The 17,665-nt window shown below is 54.9% G+C and carries 14 protein-coding genes and 1 tRNA gene; 1 reads left to right on the top strand and 14 read right to left on the bottom strand.

Annotated elements, in window-relative coordinates; all coding sequences use genetic code 11:
- From bcsB to PO881_RS00520, 13 genes are all read right to left on the bottom strand, one after another.
- A complete protein-coding gene (bcsB, locus tag PO881_RS00580; RefSeq protein WP_280172291.1) occupies nt 1-2,532 on the bottom strand; it encodes a cellulose biosynthesis cyclic di-GMP-binding regulatory protein BcsB in 2,532 nt (843 codons plus the stop codon).
- Nucleotides 2,529-4,634: a UDP-forming cellulose synthase catalytic subunit gene (gene bcsA / locus PO881_RS00575; RefSeq protein ID WP_101763798.1), complete on the bottom strand. Its 2,106-nt coding sequence runs from the start codon at nt 4,632-4,634 to the stop codon at nt 2,529-2,531. The genes bcsB and bcsA overlap by 4 nt, the downstream gene beginning before the upstream one ends.
- Before the next feature lie 54 nt (nt 4,635-4,688).
- Nucleotides 4,689-5,489, bottom strand: coding sequence for a cellulose biosynthesis protein BcsQ (gene bcsQ, locus PO881_RS00570; protein ID WP_101763799.1), 801 nt, complete (start codon nt 5,487-5,489; stop codon nt 4,689-4,691).
- Complete coding sequence (bcsO, locus tag PO881_RS00565) at nt 5,480-6,139, bottom strand: cellulose biosynthesis protein BcsO (RefSeq protein ID WP_280172290.1); 660 nt, start codon at nt 6,137-6,139, stop codon at nt 5,480-5,482. The genes bcsQ and bcsO overlap by 10 nt, the downstream gene beginning before the upstream one ends.
- A 473-nt stretch (nt 6,140-6,612) precedes the next feature.
- Nucleotides 6,613-7,623: a dipeptide ABC transporter ATP-binding subunit DppF gene (dppF, locus tag PO881_RS00560; protein ID WP_137384884.1), complete on the bottom strand. Its 1,011-nt coding sequence runs from the start codon at nt 7,621-7,623 to the stop codon at nt 6,613-6,615.
- Nucleotides 7,613-8,599 (bottom strand): dipeptide ABC transporter ATP-binding protein, encoded by a 987-nt coding sequence (gene dppD / locus PO881_RS00555; protein ID WP_008104610.1) that lies wholly within the window; start codon nt 8,597-8,599, stop codon nt 7,613-7,615. The genes dppF and dppD overlap by 11 nt, the downstream gene beginning before the upstream one ends.
- Before the next feature lie 12 nt (nt 8,600-8,611).
- Nucleotides 8,612-9,514: a dipeptide ABC transporter permease DppC gene (dppC, locus tag PO881_RS00550; RefSeq protein ID WP_101763802.1), complete on the bottom strand. Its 903-nt coding sequence runs from the start codon at nt 9,512-9,514 to the stop codon at nt 8,612-8,614.
- Nucleotides 9,515-9,523: 9 nt separating this feature from the next.
- Nucleotides 9,524-10,543, bottom strand: a complete 1,020-nt coding sequence (dppB, locus tag PO881_RS00545; protein WP_101763803.1) for a dipeptide ABC transporter permease DppB — start codon at nt 10,541-10,543, stop codon at nt 9,524-9,526.
- Between the two features lie 198 nt (nt 10,544-10,741).
- Nucleotides 10,742-12,352, bottom strand: coding sequence for a dipeptide ABC transporter periplasmic-binding protein DppA (dppA, locus tag PO881_RS00540; protein WP_137384883.1), 1,611 nt, complete (start codon nt 12,350-12,352; stop codon nt 10,742-10,744).
- A gap of 957 nt (nt 12,353-13,309) precedes the next feature.
- Nucleotides 13,310-13,386, bottom strand: a tRNA-Pro gene (locus PO881_RS00535).
- Nucleotides 13,387-13,490: 104 nt separating this feature from the next.
- Nucleotides 13,491-15,182 carry a kdo(2)-lipid A phosphoethanolamine 7''-transferase gene (eptB, locus tag PO881_RS00530; protein WP_192236864.1) on the bottom strand — a complete coding sequence of 564 codons (1,692 nt, stop codon included), beginning with the start codon at nt 15,180-15,182 and terminating at the stop codon, nt 13,491-13,493.
- Between the two features lie 269 nt (nt 15,183-15,451).
- Nucleotides 15,452-15,880, bottom strand: a complete 429-nt coding sequence (locus PO881_RS00525) for an organic hydroperoxide resistance protein (protein ID WP_101763806.1) — start codon at nt 15,878-15,880, stop codon at nt 15,452-15,454.
- Between the two features lie 99 nt (nt 15,881-15,979).
- Nucleotides 15,980-16,444, bottom strand: a complete 465-nt coding sequence (locus tag PO881_RS00520; RefSeq protein WP_110867890.1) for a MarR family transcriptional regulator — start codon at nt 16,442-16,444, stop codon at nt 15,980-15,982.
- A 62-nt stretch (nt 16,445-16,506) separates the two neighbouring features.
- On the opposite strand from PO881_RS00520, the gene PO881_RS00515 reads away from it, so the two are divergent.
- The gene (locus PO881_RS00515) at nt 16,507-17,100 is read left to right on the top strand and encodes an HD domain-containing protein (protein WP_101763808.1); all 594 of its coding nucleotides are present in this window, start codon (nt 16,507-16,509) and stop codon (nt 17,098-17,100) included.
- 43 nt (nt 17,101-17,143) lie between these two features.
- Here PO881_RS00515 and PO881_RS00510 read toward each other — a convergent pair whose 3' ends face one another.
- Nucleotides 17,144-17,440, bottom strand: a complete 297-nt coding sequence (locus PO881_RS00510) for an HTH-type transcriptional regulator (RefSeq protein ID WP_008104629.1) — start codon at nt 17,438-17,440, stop codon at nt 17,144-17,146.
- Nucleotides 17,441-17,665: the final 225 nt, after the last annotated feature.

The raw sequence follows: 17,665 nt of genomic DNA, 5'->3' as shown, positions 1-17,665 counted from the left end.
TTACTTCTTGCCGGACTTGCTATCAACTTTTGGGTTGAGACGACGCCACGCATGACGTTTCAGCATCACCCACGCACCGCCGCCGACCAGCGCTGAAAGCAGCAGCGCCGCCAGCGCCATCAGCACCGAGTGCTGGTTGGCATACCACACCACCATCATGTACCACGGCATTTCGCCGCTCGGGAATTGCGGGCCGACGCGGAAGCTGCGAATGCCGTTCTCATCGGTGATGATGGCGGTATCGCCGCGAATCCCGGCGTTGATGCGTGCAGAATTCAGGTCTTCATGCAGGCGCAGCAGTTGTTGATCGCTGGTCGCCACCGTCATCACCACTAAGCGATCCGGGTTCCACGGCGAGCGATAGCTGACAAAGCCGCGCCACGCTTCGTTGGAGGAGAAGTAACGATCGGCATCCAGCGGCTGGCGATACCAGTCGCCGGTCAGCCAGCCACGCAGTTTGTCCCAGGTGGTGGGCTCTTTCACGCCCAGCGTGTTGCCGCTGGTATCGAACGGCGTGTTGGCCAGCATTGCCTGGTTGAAGTCGTTGTTCTGCGTGGTGCTGACCGCCAGCAGATCGCTCTGCTGCAGGCGCGTCATGTTGGTGCCGCCGTTTGGCAGGCCAAACAGCACCTGATTTTGCAGCAGCGGCACGCCGGTAGCGTTACCGGCGCGTGAGGCCATATCCAGCAGCGTGGCGATCTCCGCATCGCTTGGTTGTTCCGGCAACAGCAGCGTGGTCTGCGAGAAGTCCGCCAGACGCGAGAACGGGAACGAAGCGCCAACAAAGTAAGAGAGATTCGGCAGCATGGTGAAGTGGCGCGTGTGGCTCAGATCGATCCACGAATCCTCTTCGATGCGGCTCTTAATGTTGTTGTTCAGCAGCACGCCGCACGGCGCATCCGCTTTCGGCTTGATGTTGAAGTAGAGCGCCAGCTGGTTGTCACCGTAAATCAGGTACGGTTCGAGCTTCAGGGTGTAATGCTCCTGACGCGCGTCGCCGCCCAGCCGATGCCAGGCGCTCTCCAGCAAGCCAACTTTATTCACCGTAAGATTGCGCAGGAAGGTGCCGTTAATCATGACGTTAAGGAACGAGTTGTCCTCATCAATCCAGCTTTCGGATGGGAAGCGATAGTGCAGCTCCACCGGAATGGTGTCGCCATCCCACAGGAACAGGTCTGGCGCCGCGCGGAAGTTGACGCTTAGCGCATCGTGCCAGATGCCAGTGGTGGTCAGGCTCTGATCTTTGCGCAGCAGTTCGCTCAAACGCACCGGGCGCGTGGTGTTGATCCAGCGCGGCGCATCGTACGGCTTACGTTCACCTATCGGCTGCGGCTGCACGTTAAGGCTGCTGGCATCGGTCGCCAGCGGCTGAGTGGTTAAACGGTTAGCGGCCTGACGTAGCTGATCGTCATTTGCGCCCACCACCAGCAGCAGTTTGTAGACCGGATTGTTCGGGTTATCGATCACCTGCAGCAGCGGACCACTGGTGGCTGGCAAGGTTACGGTACCAATTTTGTCGCCCGGATGGCCGACCAGAATGCCGTTGTGTTCAGGCAGATCGCCGCGCACCACCGGGAAACGGATGCCACGATAATCCGACTGAATGCCCATCCACGATGCCACCAGCGCAGCGGCGCTGATGCTGTCCGGCGCGACATTGGCGGCAAAGCCAAAAGTGACGCTGGCGGGCGTCATGCGCTGCGCATCAATAAACGGACGCGGGAAGTTACGCAGGCTGGTGCCGATGTTCAGCTGCTGCCCTTCGAGGCTCAGCGTGGTTTTCGGCAAAATCGACACCTGATACTGCTGCGCGCTCTCTTTCTCGCACAGCAGCTTGTCGGCATCGTTAATCTTGAAGCTGAGGTTATTGCTGGACACCACCATCGCCGCCGGAATATCCAGCTGGTAATCGCTGACATCGCTGTCGCTGGCGCCCAAAGGCAAGGTACCCAGCGGCTGACCGTTCAGCATCAGCTGCAGCGAGGTGTTACGCGCGGCCAGCGCCGCCGAGACGCGCAGCGACAGATTAAGACGCGCGTTGGTGATCACTTCATCGCTGGGCAGCGTGAACATGATGCCGGATTGCAGCTGGCCGCCGGTCAACGTAATGCCGCGCGGCTGGCCCATTTGCGCCACCGAAACGGTGCTGCTGATTGGCTGGTTAAGCGTCACGGAAGACGTTTCTGGCATCATCGCCGGTGCGGTTGGCGCTACCGTTGGCAGCACCATTTCTGGTGCGGCAGCAGGTTCGCTGGGCGCAGGTTCAGCAGGCGCGTTGTTTTCCGTTGTCGATGCGGCTTCCGGTGCGGTTTGGGGAGCGATTTGCGGTGCGGTTTCCGCTGGCGCATAAGGTGCAGCGCCCGCTGCCTGTTGCAGCTGCGGATCGGCAGCGCTTTCGATGCCTTGCGGCGGCGGCACGTCTGAAAGTGCAGCGCTATCCTGAGTGACTGGCGGGGTTTCGGCCCACGCTGGCGCGAGCAGCAGCGCCGTTGCCAGCGAGCTTGCCAGCAACCTTTGCGTCAAATTCTTCATGCAGCGCTGTCCTCTTTTACTGCGGGCTGGTTGTCACGCTTACGCTTCTCACGGCGATCTTTCCAGGTCAGCCAGAACAGCTCAAAGACGGTACGAATAATGGTGCCAAGCGAAACCAGTGGATTGTCTTGCTTATACTCCGGCTGAATCCACGCATCGGCACGCGCCAGTACCACGCGCACCAGCTCACGGCGGCGCGACAGCGGCATATCGCCAAAGCGCAGACGGATGCTCTCCTCATCGCCGGAGATTTTGTTCACCGGAATGGTGATGGTGCCCGACTTCAGCAGCAGATCGATCTCTTCAATTTCATCGTGCTCGTGACGATTATCCGGCGCATCCAGCTGCGCGCCGCCCATCGACAGATCGCTGGTTTTCGTGCGAGAGGAGATGCCGCTGGCGTAGTGAATCACCGCCGGGATCTGCACTTCAATACGAATGGTTTTACGCACCTGCTTGGTTTCGCGCGCCACGGCAATCGCCGCCATCAGGATAACCAAACTGAAGACCGCCCAGCCGACGTTGAGCGCAATAACGTAAGGATCAACGCCAAAGTAGTCATGCGCAGTAGCGCGCACCACGCCCGCGATGATGCCGATCGACAGCAGCACCGCGACAATCACATGTGGACGCACGATGTGGAAGTCGAAGAAGCCCTGATCGAGCAGGCCGCCTTTATCCGTTACGTTAAACTTACCGCGCTTCGGTGCCAGCATGGTGAGCAGCGTTGGGATGACGAGGTGGAAGCACATCACGGTTTCGTAGATTTCGCCCCAGAAGGTGTAACGGAACTTGCCGTTCATTCGCGAGTTGACGTAGAGCGACATCACCAGATGCGGCAGGACGTAGGCGAAAATCAGTGAGGCTGACGAGTGAATGATATTCAGGTTGAACAGCAGGTAGGCCAGCGGTGCCGTCAGGAACGCCACGCGCGGCAAGCCAAACTGGAAGTGCAGCATGGCGTTGAGGTAGCACAGACGCTGCTGCCACTTCAATCCACGGCCAAACAGCGGGTTATCAACGCGGAAGATCTGCGTCATGCCACGCGCCCAGCGGTTACGCTGCACGACGTGCAGGCCAAGACGCTCGGTCGCCAGACCGGCCGCCAGCGGAATCGCCAAAAAGGCCGATCCCCAACCGCGACGCTGCATTTTCAGCGCGGTATGCGCATCTTCGGTCACGGTTTCCACCGCAAAACCACCGATCTCTTCCAGCGCGCTACGGCGAATCACCGCACAAGAACCGCAGAAGAAGGTGGCGTTCCAGTTATCGTTACCCTGCTGCACCGGGCCGTAGAACAGTGAACCTTCGTTCGGGATGCTGCGCGCTGCGCGCAGGTTACGCTCGAACGGATCCGGTGAATAGAAGTAGTGCGGGGTTTGCAGCAGCGCCAGCTTTGGGTCTTTCAGGAACGGACCGACCGTCGCCTGCAGGAAGGTGCGCGTGGCCACGTGATCGCAGTCGAAGATGCAAATCAGCTCACCTTTGGTGATCTTCATCGCGTGGTTGAGGTTACCGGCTTTAGCGTGATTATTGTCGTCACGGGTGATGTAACCCACGCCAACATCGGCGGCAAATACCGCAAACTCACTGCGCTTACCGTCATCCAGCAAATAGACCTTCAGCTTGTCACGCGGGTAATCAATACACTGCGCCGCCAGCACGGTATCACGCACCACATCGAGGCTTTCGTTGTAGGTCGGAACATAGACATCCACCGTCGGCCACAGGCTGGTATCATCCGGCAAAGGTTCGATGGTGCGTTTTAATGGCCAGGTGGTTTGCAGGAAGCCGAGAATTAAGATCAGCCAGACATACAGTTCGGCCAGATATAAGCCGATACCGAGAATCGCTTCAATCTCAGAATTAAATTGCAGCGTCTCCGTAGTACGCCACCAGATATATCGGGTCGACATCAGCGCGGATAAGATAACCATAACGATGGTTATTTTGCGGCTTTTGCTGAAGCCCAGTAAAAACATCATCCCGATGCTGATTAAGCCAAATATATATTGCTTCTGGCTGTCCATAGGCGTGATGACAATTACCGCCGCCACCGGTGCAAGCACCAGCAGCAGCAGGTAAAACCCGAGTTTACTCATGATTCACCCTGAAGAAGCTGTGTTGTTATTATGTGGCCGGAGTCGGCCTCATTATTAATAGTGGCTGCGAAAAGGTGCCTGAACTTCGCCGTTACCCACGGTGATATCCAGGATATTGGCTACGCGTTTTGCCACTAATTCGATATCAAACGCAGCTGCAGACGCTGGGCTGAAATCATAAACCGATTGTTGCGAGGCATTGGCTTCCGCGACGCTTTCATCACGATGTACCACGCCTAATAAGTTCTCACCCAGGCGCTGCTGCATAAAAGCGGTGACTTCACGGCTAATATTGCGGCGGTTATCGCTCTGGTTAAGGACAAAATAGTGACCACGTTTATTATTCAGCGGTCGACCAATCATGCGGTCATTTTCTATTTGCGGCAGCAACGAGACCGATGCGGTATCCGCTAACATCACCACTAAATGCATATCGGCAAGTGCCTGCATTGCTTTAAGCGCCGGACCCGGACCGGGAGGAAAATCGGCGATAATCACCAGTCCCGGATAATTCAGCACCGTATCCAGCCCGCGTTTCAGGAAATGGGGATCTTTTACCAGATTTTCTTCAAAGCGTTCACGCTGCTCTTCGCTGACCTCGCCATACGGCATGACGAAAATATTGCCGCCGGTGGTCAGAATCGATTGGCTCCAGTCAGCCTGATCTTCAGAGCGTGCCACAAAGCCGCGACCATCATTCAGCGGTACACCGAAATGCAGGCGCAAGGCGTTCTGAACATCGAAATCGATTGCCAATACCTTGCTGCCAGCGCGAGCCAGACTCCACGCAAGGTTGGCCGCCATGGTGGTTTTCCCTACTCCCCCTTTTGGCGAGCACACACAAACTAACGGCATAGCGCAATCTTCTCCAGTAGCGGTTTTAACGGTGTTTCTTTTGACAGGTTAGCCGGCTCGGCTGGACGCGAGCGGAATAGCGCACCAAAGCGAGACGGGGCCGGCGCAGCCGGACGTGCCGGTTCAACCGCAGCGGCCAGGGTTGGCGCAGGCACTGGCGCGATTGGCGCGGGAGCTGCCGGTGCGGCAACAGCAGCAGGCTGAGCGACTGGCGCGACGGCAGGTTTTGCTGGTGGAAACAGTGAGGTTGTCGCCTGGCGCTCGACCAGCGTGGCTTTCGGCGCTAATGGCGTCGCAGAGGAGAGCGGCTTAACCGACGGCGCGGGCGGAAACAGTGATGAGCCGCTCTCCGGTTGCGCGGCGGCAGGTGGGTTCAGGCTATCGAGAATCGATGCGCGCGCCGGGCTGGCGGGTGCAGCCTGAGCCGGTTCCGGCGGTGCGCTGAATTCATCCCCGCGAATCGGCTGTGGTTGCGGCATATCAATGCGCTGACCGCTGCCTAATTCAGGCTCTTGTTCGGTGGTCAATTGACGCAGTAACGCCCACTGACTTTGATCGGCTTCCTGCGATTGACCGGACATATCCTTAAAAGCGATGTCAAGCGTCTGCGTTTTCTCTTTAAAACGCTGCAGATCGTCGTAATTCTTCATGATCAGAGCCTGTAAAAGCGGGAGGGAATTTTCCGCGAATATATCACACACATTAAAAGACGGTGAGACAAATCTGATTACTAAAACAGCGCATTCAATAAAAGAATTCTATCTTTAAGATTGAAAAAGCGGGAATGCAAAAAGCATGCAGTTATTTATGGACGGAGATTAATTAATATCAATTAACAGAAATAATCACGCAGGGGATTTTAACCTAAGCTACTGAAAAACCTCTACTGCGCTGCAAGTTATGGGTTTTATTCCACAGTGACATTGCTCACACAATGATGATGAAAATAGGAATTTGCCTTTACGCTATATATCTTAATCAGGACCAATTGTTCACAGATGCAGTGGCGTAATGCTTTTGTCAGGGCTTTCGCGGTAACCCTTTTTGTCGTTAATTTATCTCATGTATTAATCAGCAAAAAGAAAGGCTCCCGCAGGAGCCTTGATTCATTTATGGCAGTAATTTATGACACGCCTACCGGCTGATTTTCATCCTGATCCACCGCGAAGCAGGCGATTTGCTGATCGCCATATTGCTTCAGTTTTGGCTGCAGCTGAACGCAGGTGCCAAAACGACGACGGCAGCGCGCGTTAAACGCACAGCCCGGCGGCGGATTGAGCGGGCTTGGCAACTCGCCCGTCAGTTTGATGCGCTCGCGGCGATCGTCCGGGTTGAGGCGTGGTGTCGCCGACAGCAGTGCTTGCGTGTAAGGATGACGCGGATTGCTGAAGATCGCCTCTTTGCTGCCCTTCTCAACGCAGCGGCCGAGATACATCACCATCACCTCATCGGCGATGTGTTCCACCACGGAGAGATCGTGCGAGATGAAGACGTAGGACAAGCCTAAATCCTGCTGCAAATCCATCATCAGATTCAGCACCTGCGCTCGCACCGACACGTCGAGCGCGGAGACCGGCTCATCGGCGATCAGCACATCAGGATCGAGCATCAAACCACGCGCAATAGCGATACGCTGACGCTGGCCGCCCGAGAACATGTGCGGATAGCGATCGTAATGCTCGGTTTTCAGGCCAACCTTCGCCATCATCTCCAGCGTTTTTTCCTTGCGCTCCGCTTTGGTCAGCGAGGTGTTGATCACCAGCGGCTCTTCCAGAATCTGGCTGATTTTCTTACGCGGATTGAGCGAGCCATACGGGTTCTGGAACACGATCTGGATTTTCTGGCGACGCAGTTTCTGCGCCTGCGGATCGTGTTTCAACAGATCCTGACCGTGCCAGAACAGCTGGCCTTCGGTCGGGGTTTCAATCATGGTCAGCAAGCGGCCCAGCGTGGATTTACCACAGCCGGATTCACCGACCACCGCCAGCGTTTTGCCGCGTTCGAGGTTGAACGAGACGCCATCCAGCGCTTTGACCAGACGTTCCTGGCCAAACAGACCTTTCTTCACCGGGTAGTGTTTTTTCAGGTCAATCGCCTGCAGCAGGTAATCCTGCTTATCGTTATCAAGACTCATAAGTCGGTCTCCCGGCATCATCCAGTGGGAAGTGACATTTGGCCTGGCGGCCAGGAATGTCGCGCAGCTCCGGCTCTTCGCGGCGGCAGCGATCGGTCACATACGGGCAGCGCGGATTTAACAGGCAGCCGGTTGGGCGATCGTATTTACCCGGCACTACGCCAGGCAGCGAGGCCAGACGCGCTTTGTCCGCAGCAAACTCCGGCAGCGCGCGCAGTAAGGCTTGCGTGTAGGGATGACGCGGCGCTTTGAAGATATCCACCGCTTTACCGCTCTCCACCACTTGTCCGGCATACATCACGATAATGTGCTGAGCCGCTTCGGCCACCAGCGCCAGATCGTGGGTAATCAGGATCAGCGCCATGTTCTCCTGCTTCTGCAACTCCAGCAGCAGTTCGATGATTTGCGCCTGAATGGTCACGTCGAGCGCGGTGGTCGGCTCATCGGCGATCAGCAGCTTCGGTTTGCAGGCAATCGCCATCGCGATCATCACGCGCTGGCTCATCCCGCCCGACAGCTGATGCGGATACACATCCAGGCGAGAAGCCGGGTCGGGAATGCCCACCTGATCGAGCAGATCAATCGCGCGCTGACGACGGGTACGTTTGCTGCCGCCCTGATGCACCTTCAGCGCTTCCATGATCTGGAAACCCACGGTGTAGCAAGGGTTGAGGCTGGTCATCGGGTCCTGGAAGATCATCGCTACTTCGGCGCCCACCAACTGGCGGCGCTCTTTTTCGGAGATTTTCTGCAGGTCGCGCTGATTGAATTCCAGTTTCTCGGCCATCACGCGGCCGGGATAATCGATCAGGCCCATAATCGCCAGCGAACTGACCGATTTACCGGAACCGGATTCCCCGACGATGCCGACTACCTGGCCTTGCTCGACCTGATAGCTGATGCGGTCAACCGCACGGAACGGTGTTTTTTCGTCGCCGAAATGCACCGATAATTTGTCTACATTTAATAACGCCATCTCGGTGCCTCTTTACTGCTTGAGTTTCGGGTCGAGTGCATCACGCAAACCATCGCCCATGAGGTTGAATGCCAGAACCGTTAGCAGAATGGTCACTCCAGGGAATGTCACCACCCACCAGGCACTTTGCGCATACTGCAACACGTCGGAGAGCATGGTGCCCCACTCCGGCGTTGGCGGCTGCGCCCCCATACCGAGAAAGCCCAACGCCGCCATATCGAGGATGGCGTTGGAGAAACCTAATGATGCCTGCACGATCAGCGGTGCCAGGCAGTTAGGCAGAATATTGATGAACATCTGGCGCAGCGTACCGGCACCCGCCACGCTTGAGGCGGTAACGTAGTCGCGGTTAACTTCAACCAGCACCGCAGCACGCGTCAGACGGATATAGTGCGGCAAGGCGACGAAGGTAATCGCCAGCGAGGCATTAACGATCGACGGACCGAAGATTGCCACCAGCACCAATGCCAGCAGCAGGCTTGGCAGCGCCAGCATGATATCGACCACACGCATAATGATGGCGTCAACCACGCCGCCAAGGTAGCCGGCCATCAGGCCAAATATCACGCCGAGAATCAGCGACAGCACCACCACCATGCAGCCAACCAGCAGCGACAGGCGCGCGCCGTACATCAGGCGCGACAGCACATCGCGGCCCACGTCATCGGTACCGAGGATGTAGCTCCAGCTGCCACCTTCCTGCCAAACTGGCGGATGCAGCAAGGCATCACGGAATTGCTCAGCCGGTGCGTGCGGTGCCAGCACATCAGCAAAGATAGCGATTAACAGCATCAGAACGATGTAAATCAGGCCGATAACCGCGCCTTTGTTACGCCTGAAGTAGTGCCAGAATTCCTGCAACGGGGTCATCGGCTTGGGTGCAGCAGTTACGCTTGCGGGATCAACAGCAGACATGATTCCCCCTTATTTCTTATGACGGATACGTGGATTGACCACGCCGTACAACAGATCAACCAGCAGGTTGACCACGATGATCAGAATCGCCACCAGCAGCACGCCGCCCTGCACCACCGGATAATCACGGCGTTGCAGCGCTTCGATCAGCCAGCGACCGAGTCCCGGCCACGAGAAGATGGTTTCGGTCAGAATCGCACCGGCCAGCAGCGTACCAACCTGCAAACCAATCACGGTGACGACCGGCAGCATGGCGTTACGCAGCGCATGCACCACAATCACACGCATACGCGTCAGCCCTTTGGCGCGCGCGGTGCGGATGTAATCTTCACCCAGCACTTCCAGCATCGAGGAGCGCGTCATACGCACGATCACCGCCAGCGGAATGGTGCCGAGCACGATGGCCGGCAGAATCATGTGCATCACCGCATCTTTAAAATCGCCCTCTTCGCCCCACAGCAGCGTATCAATCAGCATAAATCCGGTGAGCGGATGACTGTCGTCAAGGAAGATGATGTCGCTGACGCGCCCGGAGACCGGCGTGAGGTTCCATTGCACCGAGACCAGCATGATCAGCATGATGCCCCACCAGAAAATCGGCATCGAGTAACCGGTGAGCGAGATGCCCACGGCAGTGTGATCGAAGATCGAGCCGCGTTTTACCGCGGCCAGCACACCAACAGGAATGCCGACAGCGACCGCGAACAACATGGCGCAGATGCCCAGTTCCAGCGTAGCTTTGAAGCGTGGTACGAATTCGTCCCAAACCGGGATACGGCTTTTCAGCGAGATGCCGAGGTCACCGTGTAAGACGCCGTTGATGTAGGTGATGTATTGCTTCCACATCGGCTGATCGAGGCCAAACTGCGCCATCAATTGCGCGTGACGTTCAGGAGAGATACCGCGTTCGCCGGCCATGATCAGTACCGGATCGCCGGGGATCAAGTGGACAAACGCGAAGGTCAATAACGTGATACCGATGAACGTTGGGATGACAAGGCCCAAACGTCGGAGTATGAATTGCAGCATAAGCCTGGTTCTCTGACATTTCCCACAGCGTTACCGCCGGGGACAACATTGCTCAACACTCGCAGCCAGCCGAAGGCGGACGCGACGCAAGAAGCGCTTCATTAGTAGAATTTGCCGGAAAAAAAGAGCGGAATACGGGCGGCGAAGGTGCCGCCCGAGGGCCAGCAATGCTGGCCCTGACCGCGATAATCCGAAAGGTTATTCCTGGATATCGACGTTTTCGAAGTGATGTTTACCTAATGGATCAACCACATAACCAGAGACTTTCTTACTCACTGGCTCGTAGACGGTTGAGTGAGCGATGATCAGCGCTGGAGCCTGGTCATGCATCACTACCTGAGCCTGTTTGTACAGTTCAATACGTTTGTTGTGATCGGCTTCAGCACGGGCTGGCTGAATCAAATCTTCAAACGGCTTGTAGCACCAACGTGAGTAGTTAGAACCGTCTTTCGCCGCTGCACAGCTGAACAGCGTGGCGAAGAAGTTATCCGGATCCCCATTATCACCGGTCCAGCCCATCATCACGGTCTGGTGTTCACCGGCTTTCGCGCGCTTCAGGTACTCGCCCCATTCGAAGGTGACGATTTTGGCTTTCACGCCAATTTTCGCCCAGTCAGCCTGAACCATTTCCGCCATGCGACGTGCGTTCGGGTTGTATGGACGCTGAACCGGCATTGCCCACAGGTCGATGGAGAAACCATCAGCCATGCCTGCTTCTTTCAGCAGCGCTTTGGCTTTCTCAGGATCGTAAGCGTAATCTTTGATGTCGTCGTTGTAGCCCCACATGGTGGGTGGGATCAGGTTTTTCGCGGCCTGGCCAGCGCCCTGATAAACGGCATCAATGATGGCTTGTTTGTTCACCGCCATGGTCAGTGCCTGACGCACCTTCACGTTATCCAGCGGCTTTTTCTCGGTGTTGAACGACAGGTAACCGACGTTCAAACCAGGCTGTTCCATCAGGTTAATTTTGTCGTCTTTCTTCATGCTGGCGATGTCGGCCGGGTTCGGGTACGGCATGACCTGGCACTCGCCTTTCTGCAGTTTCGCATAACGCACAGAGGCGTCTGGCGTGATGGAGAACACTAAGCGATCAATCTTCGGCTTAGTGCCCCAGAAGTCTGGGTTAGCTTTATACAGAATGCGCGAGTCTTTCTGATACTGCTGCAGTACGAACGGACCGGTGCCCACTGGATTGAGGTCCAGCTTCTCAGGCGTGCCCGCTTTCAGCATATTGTCGGCGTACTCTTTTGACAGAATTGAGGCGAAGTCCATGCCGAGGTCAGCAATGAACGGCGCTTCTGGACGCGTCAGCGTGAAGCGTACGGTGTAATCGTCAACTTTTTCGATTTTGGCGATTAGCTTAGGCATGTCCATGCCTTCGAAGTATTCGTAGCTGCCGCCAGAAACACCGTGATATTTGTTGTTTTTGTCGAGCTGACGCTCGAAGGAGAACACGACGTCATCGGCATTGAAGGTGCGGGTTGGCTTGAAGTCTTTGGTGGTTTGCCACTTCACGCCCTGACGCAGGTGGAAGGTATAAGTTTTACCGTCCGCGCTGACATCCCATTTTTCTGCCAGACCTGGCTGCAGCTCGGTGGTACCGGTTTTGAACTCAACCAGACGGTTGTAGATCGGTACCGAACTTGCGTCGTAGGTGGTACCCGATGTGAAGAGCTGCGGGTTGAAGCCTTCCGGCGAACCTTCTGAACAATAAACGAGGGTTTTCGCCTGGACACCAGCGGCAACGGTCATAGCAATCAGGCTGAGACCGACCTTCAGCATCCTGGATTTAGCCAGGGAGTTGATCATGTTTTGCTCCATTGTGATGTGATGTTGTGTGCGTCGCCCGACCTCTGATTTTTTTATGCGGTTCGGGCAGGTCAATTAAGAGTAAGCAAAATGTGAGCGGTTATTTTTTTGTGCTGGCACCGTGGAATCTGTCAGACACGTCCTTCTCTACATTTTATTGACGCATCAATTTGTCAACAGTTGCAATGAACGTCAATACAGTGTGGGGTTATTTACATAGAGTGTGACTAAGTGCAAGCAACGATAAAAAACACCCTTCTCAGCCTAAGCCAAAATTAAAAAAGGTGATAAAGCGCTCAATGCCGCGTGATTATCTGGCTATGTAGTCAAATAGCAGTGATTATCACCGCTAAAAAACACACAAAACTTATTGGTAAATGTTGAATATCTGAACGATTCTGCGTGCGTTATGACGTTCAGGCAGCGGAATGTGCTAGGGAAATGGCATAAGAAATCAGCATGATGCATAAACCGGTCATAAGAAGAATGTTTCGCGAATTAAGCGCGCGGGTTCGATTTGGCGTGGGGTACGCGGGAGTTAGTGGAGATAATGGTGAGTATTGCTGGTTTAGGGGATGGAATGGGTATATTTAGGGGTTTTGCTATTCGCTCGGTGCGTTGCTCAGGAAAGGCGGCTCGAACGCAAAGTCGGCGTGAATACGTCCCCGTAGCCTCGACCGCCGCATCCCTGCGGCGGACGCTTTGCTAAACGAGCCGCCTTCCCATCGCCAGGTTGGCTTCTGTTTTGCTGTTAAAAAAATGCAGAGGAGTTTGAAGAAGGATGGAATACAGGGCCGCGGAGTAAAGCTTCCGGCGCAGGGATGCGCCGGCAGAGCCCACAGGGATGTGTCCACGGCGACTTTACGGAGCGGCCCTGTATTTCAGCCTGATCGGCACAAGACCCAACAAATTACAGACGAAAAAAAACCTGCTTATAAAAGCAGGTTTCTTCAAAGATGGTCGGCGAGAGAGGATTCGAACCTCCGACCCACTGGTCCCAAACCAGTTGCGCTACCAAGCTGCGCTACTCGCCGATGGGGGCGCATATTACTGCGCTGCTAAAAAAGCGTCAATGCCTTTTACTGAAAACCCAACTGATCGCCTGGAAAGCAAGCAGCGGTCAACAACCCCAAAAAAATCACAGCGCTTTAGCAGGCGCGGCCGCTGGTGCTGAACACCAATTATTTGCGTCTTTAATTCCGCCGTCCGGCGAGGTGTAGCCGAGGCAACCCATGATGGTGTCGAACAGCTCAACATGGCGATGGGTTTTACCCACGCGCTGCTGCGCCTGTAAACGTTCGAAGTTGCTGCGGTTGGTTGGATCTTCAAGATACTTATCAGAAGCCCACACCATCATCGGTACACGGAACTGCTCCGGTGGCGCCATCTCGCGCGGCGTACCGTGCAAGTGCATATTCTCGCTGATTGATTCACCGTGATCGGAGGCGTAGAACACAATCGCCTTCTTATCTCGCAACTGATCGAGCACGCTATCCAGCATGGTATCCACGTACAAAATCGAGTTGTCGTAGGCGTTAATCAACTGCGCTTTACTGCACTTCTCATCAACGCCCATGCATTCCGGCTGATAGCGAGCGAAATCACGCGGGTAACGCTGAGAATAAAGGTAGTGCGAGCCTTTGGTGTGCAGAATCACCACGTGCTTGCCTTTCGGGAAGCGCTGTAACGATGCCTGCAACTCCGGCACTAACAGCATGTCATCGACCGCTTTGCCCTGATTACGCTTCTCTGAACCAATCTGCTCGCGGAACGAGAAGTTATTGGTGTCAGCGTTATCGTAGAACCACACTTCGCTCTGCATCGCGAACAGCTCAGACGTGAAGCCCAGCTCTTTCAACACGGCGAAAACATTTTGTTCTTTCAACGTGCGGCCCGGATTATCCATGGTGCCACCTTCGCGCACGAACATGCAGCGCAGCGACAGCTTGGTGGCGGTATCACAAGATTCACCACGGAACGCGACCAGGTTCTTCTCTTTCGACAGCTTCGGCGTGGTATCACGATCGTAGCCGAGCATGCCCATGTGATCCCAACGCGTGGTTTCGCCAATCACAAACACCATATAGGTATCGTCGATGCCCGCAGGCGCGACGTAAGTAAACTCTTTTGCCGGATCGAGTAACTTCTGGCCATCCCACTCTTCATCAACTTTGGTCCAGGCGAACAGGCCCAGCGCGGCAATCCAGTTGGATGGCAGATACGAGTGCGCCACCACGCCGCCATAGCTCGGCAAATCGATGTTGGTGATCTCTTCATTCACCTTCTGCAGCTTGTCGAAATAGCGAATCGGCAGCCAGACCAGCGCCACGCTCAGCAGCATAACGGCTACCGGCTTAAGACGTTGGCCAGGCGTTTTAAGTTGTTCAATCAGTGTCTGGCTAAGCTTATTGCGCCAGATAAGCAGCAGCGGCAACGCACTCACCAGCACCATCCACAGCACGAAATGCAGACCAATCACTTCTTTAGAGAGATCGATATCGGTGGTCATCACCGAGGCGATAATGCCGTAGCCAATCACCACGTTGAAGAACGCCATGTAATAAGCGGCGGCAACAGAGATGATCACGGTGAGTGTGGCGAGAATGCGGTAAACCCATTTGCCGCCCAGCGACAGCAAGCGCATCAGGAAGAAAGTCAGTAGTACAGCTGCCATCACTTCCGCCGCTGCAGAAAGCCAGTTAGAGATATTGGATTTCGTTAAGAAGCCGTCAAAGCGGCGATAAAATATCGGTAAATTCAGTAAGATACCGAGATATAACGCAAGCAGCAGAGACAGCTTTTGCTGCGTTAAACTTTTAATATAATTCATGAAAATTTTCTATTCCCGACCTGGTGTCGTTGTATCAACCGTTATGTGACTGTTTAAAGACAGCAGAGTTCGCTAAACCGCAGTAAAAGCGTGACGCAAGATGCAGGATCGGGACGATTCCGACTGGCGAAAGGGCGATGGCGCGAAGCCGAGCAGTAGAACATTTAACCAATGGTAAGACCAGATAAATTTTCTAATCGAACCGGTTAGCGTTTTATTCAGATGTGAAAAAGGCTCCCGCAGGAGCCTGTTATCGTGAACAACATCAATTAGTTGATGATGTTCAGCGTCACGTCGATATTGCCACGCGTTGCGTTTGAGTATGGGCAAACGATGTGTGCCGCATCTACCAGCTTCTGCGCTTCAGCTGCATCCATCTCTGGCAGATGAATATTCAGTTTGGCTTCAATACCGAAACCGTTCGGGATTGGGCCAATGCCAACTTCGCCTTCAATCCACGCATCTTTCGGCATCGAAATCTTGTCGCGGCCAGCCACAAACTTCATCGCACCGAGGAAACACGCTGAATAACCTGCAGCAAACAGCTGCTCTGGGTTAGTCACTTCACCGCCTGCGCCGCCCATCTCTTTTGGCACGCCCAGTTTTACATCCAGTACGTTGTCGGAAGAAGTAGCACGACCATCACGACCGCCGGTAGCTTTAGCTTTTGCAGTGTAAACAACTTTTTCTAAAGACATAATAACCTCATTAATTCGCTATATAATCGCGCACTACTTATTATGCGCAAACCTGAACGTCATCTTTTGGGTTGTCGGGACAGCGACTTCCCCTGTTTATTAATTGGCGCGGTAAAGGCTATCGCGCAACTCGTCTAACTGAGCTTTCAGAGATGCCATCACCTGATCATCGCAGGCTGTTGCGCACTGAATGGCTTCCGGAATACTTTCTGCTTTGTCACGCAACGCACGACCTTCATCGGTCAGCGTTACCACAACCTGACGCTCATCCTGACGGGAACGCTGGCGATGCAATAAACCCGCGCTCTCCAGACGTTTCAACAGCGGCGTCAGCGTGGCTGAATCAAGAAACAGCTGCTCGCCAATCTCAGAGACCGTCACATCGTCCTGATTCCACAGCACCAGCATCACCAGATATTGCGGATAGGTAATCTCCAGCTTTGATAGCAGCTGGCGATAGACTTTGTGCATCGCGAGATTCGCCGAATACAGTGCAAAGCAGAGCTGCTGATCTAACTGAAGTGGCGCCTGCTTCACTTTTTTGTCATCTTGATTACTGTTCATGGGTTTCAATATAAATAGCGCGCTAGATAATTGCAAGCGACTTTTCTCGGGGAGAGTGAAATATGCGAGATTCACTGGAAGAGCAAGCGCGCCGTTATGCCACTGAGGCGCATGCCGCTGCGGGTCAACGTCGCAAATACACTGACGAGCCTTACATTGTGCATCCGGCTGCCGTCGCCGAATTAGTGCGTAGCGTTACCGATGATGAACAGATGATTGCCGCCGCCTGGCTGCATGACACGGTAGAAGACACACCCAGCACCATTGACGATATCGAACGCCATTTCGGCCCGCGCGTGGCGGAACTGGTGGACCAGCTCACCGACAGCGCGCAGCCTGCGGCAAAAAACCGCGCCGCACGCAAGCTGGCGCATTTTCGCCACACCGCCGATGCCTCGCCCGAAGCGCAAACCATCAAGCTGGCCGACATCATCGACAACACCCGCGCCATCGTGCAGTACGATGCCGACTTTGCGCGCGTCTATCTGGTGGAAAAGCAAATTCAGATTCAGCTGTTACGCCAGGGCGATAGCCATCTTTGGCGGCAGGCAGAGCAGACCATCAAACAAGGGCTTGCGCAGTTAGCGCAACCGCCGTACAGCGTGCCGGAGAGCTGGTTCGTTAAACAGGCAGCAAAGTATGGCGCCATAAATTAAAAAACCCGCCATCAAGGCGGGTTGGATCATCCCCAAAAAGGGATTACTCCAGCAGCTGGCGCCCTAAATAAGGGTTGGCCTGCAACAACTTCATCAATTTACGCGCCGTAGCGGAAGGACGTGTACGTTGCGCCTCCCAGCTTTTCACTGACGAAACGCTAACACCCATCACACGGGCAAATTCGTCAACCTGCATGCCGGTCATCTCGCGCAAACGCTGCGGCTCGGGAACTGTAGTCTGATTGATTGAAATTTCTGATACGGATGGCTTCGCGTCACGTGTCAAAACAATCTGCTCAAGGCTGCTGAGCAACTCGACCATGGGATCTTTTAATTCCATAGAGAACTCCTTAAAAACTCACTATGAAGCACGTGAAAGTAGAGAGGTAAGCGCCACCAGGCGCTGAAACCGGACGATCAGGCTGTATCCCGAAGCGGTTTCGCATAGTTATTATCAAACCGATGCGGGACACAGCCTGTTGAGCACTGCAAAAGATGTCAGGGCAATGCAACAATAGTTCGGGTTTCTAAGTATGGGACATATCCCCGACTTTGCTGCCAGATT

It is taken from the genome of Pantoea sp. SS70, assembly GCF_029866845.1.
Lineage (GTDB): Bacteria > Pseudomonadota > Gammaproteobacteria > Enterobacterales > Enterobacteriaceae > Pantoea > Pantoea leporis.
This window is presented reverse-complemented; position numbering and strand designations above follow the sequence as displayed.

What these genes read in the sequence shown, in the direction of transcription:
- eptB (WP_192236864.1), bottom strand. Translation starts at nt 15,182, where the DNA reads ATGAATTATATTAAAAGTTTAACGCAGCAAAAGCTGTCTCTGCTGCTT.
- PO881_RS00525 (WP_101763806.1), bottom strand. Translation starts at nt 15,880, where the DNA reads ATGTCTTTAGAAAAAGTTGTTTACACTGCAAAAGCTAAAGCTACCGGC.
- dppB (WP_101763803.1), bottom strand. Translation starts at nt 10,543, where the DNA reads ATGCTGCAATTCATACTCCGACGTTTGGGCCTTGTCATCCCAACGTTC.
- bcsA (WP_101763798.1), bottom strand. Translation starts at nt 4,634, where the DNA reads ATGAGTAAACTCGGGTTTTACCTGCTGCTGCTGGTGCTTGCACCGGTG.
- bcsO (WP_280172290.1), bottom strand. Translation starts at nt 6,139, where the DNA reads ATGAAGAATTACGACGATCTGCAGCGTTTTAAAGAGAAAACGCAGACG.
- PO881_RS00515 (WP_101763808.1), top strand. Translation starts at nt 16,507, where the DNA reads ATGCGAGATTCACTGGAAGAGCAAGCGCGCCGTTATGCCACTGAGGCG.
- dppF (WP_137384884.1), bottom strand. Translation starts at nt 7,623, where the DNA reads ATGAGTCTTGATAACGATAAGCAGGATTACCTGCTGCAGGCGATTGAC.
- PO881_RS00520 (WP_110867890.1), bottom strand. Translation starts at nt 16,444, where the DNA reads ATGAACAGTAATCAAGATGACAAAAAAGTGAAGCAGGCGCCACTTCAG.
- dppD (WP_008104610.1), bottom strand. Translation starts at nt 8,599, where the DNA reads ATGGCGTTATTAAATGTAGACAAATTATCGGTGCATTTCGGCGACGAA.
- bcsB (WP_280172291.1), bottom strand. Translation starts at nt 2,532, where the DNA reads ATGAAGAATTTGACGCAAAGGTTGCTGGCAAGCTCGCTGGCAACGGCG.
- PO881_RS00510 (WP_008104629.1), bottom strand. Translation starts at nt 17,440, where the DNA reads ATGGAATTAAAAGATCCCATGGTCGAGTTGCTCAGCAGCCTTGAGCAG.
- dppA (WP_137384883.1), bottom strand. Translation starts at nt 12,352, where the DNA reads ATGATCAACTCCCTGGCTAAATCCAGGATGCTGAAGGTCGGTCTCAGC.
- bcsQ (WP_101763799.1), bottom strand. Translation starts at nt 5,489, where the DNA reads ATGCCGTTAGTTTGTGTGTGCTCGCCAAAAGGGGGAGTAGGGAAAACC.
- dppC (WP_101763802.1), bottom strand. Translation starts at nt 9,514, where the DNA reads ATGTCTGCTGTTGATCCCGCAAGCGTAACTGCTGCACCCAAGCCGATG.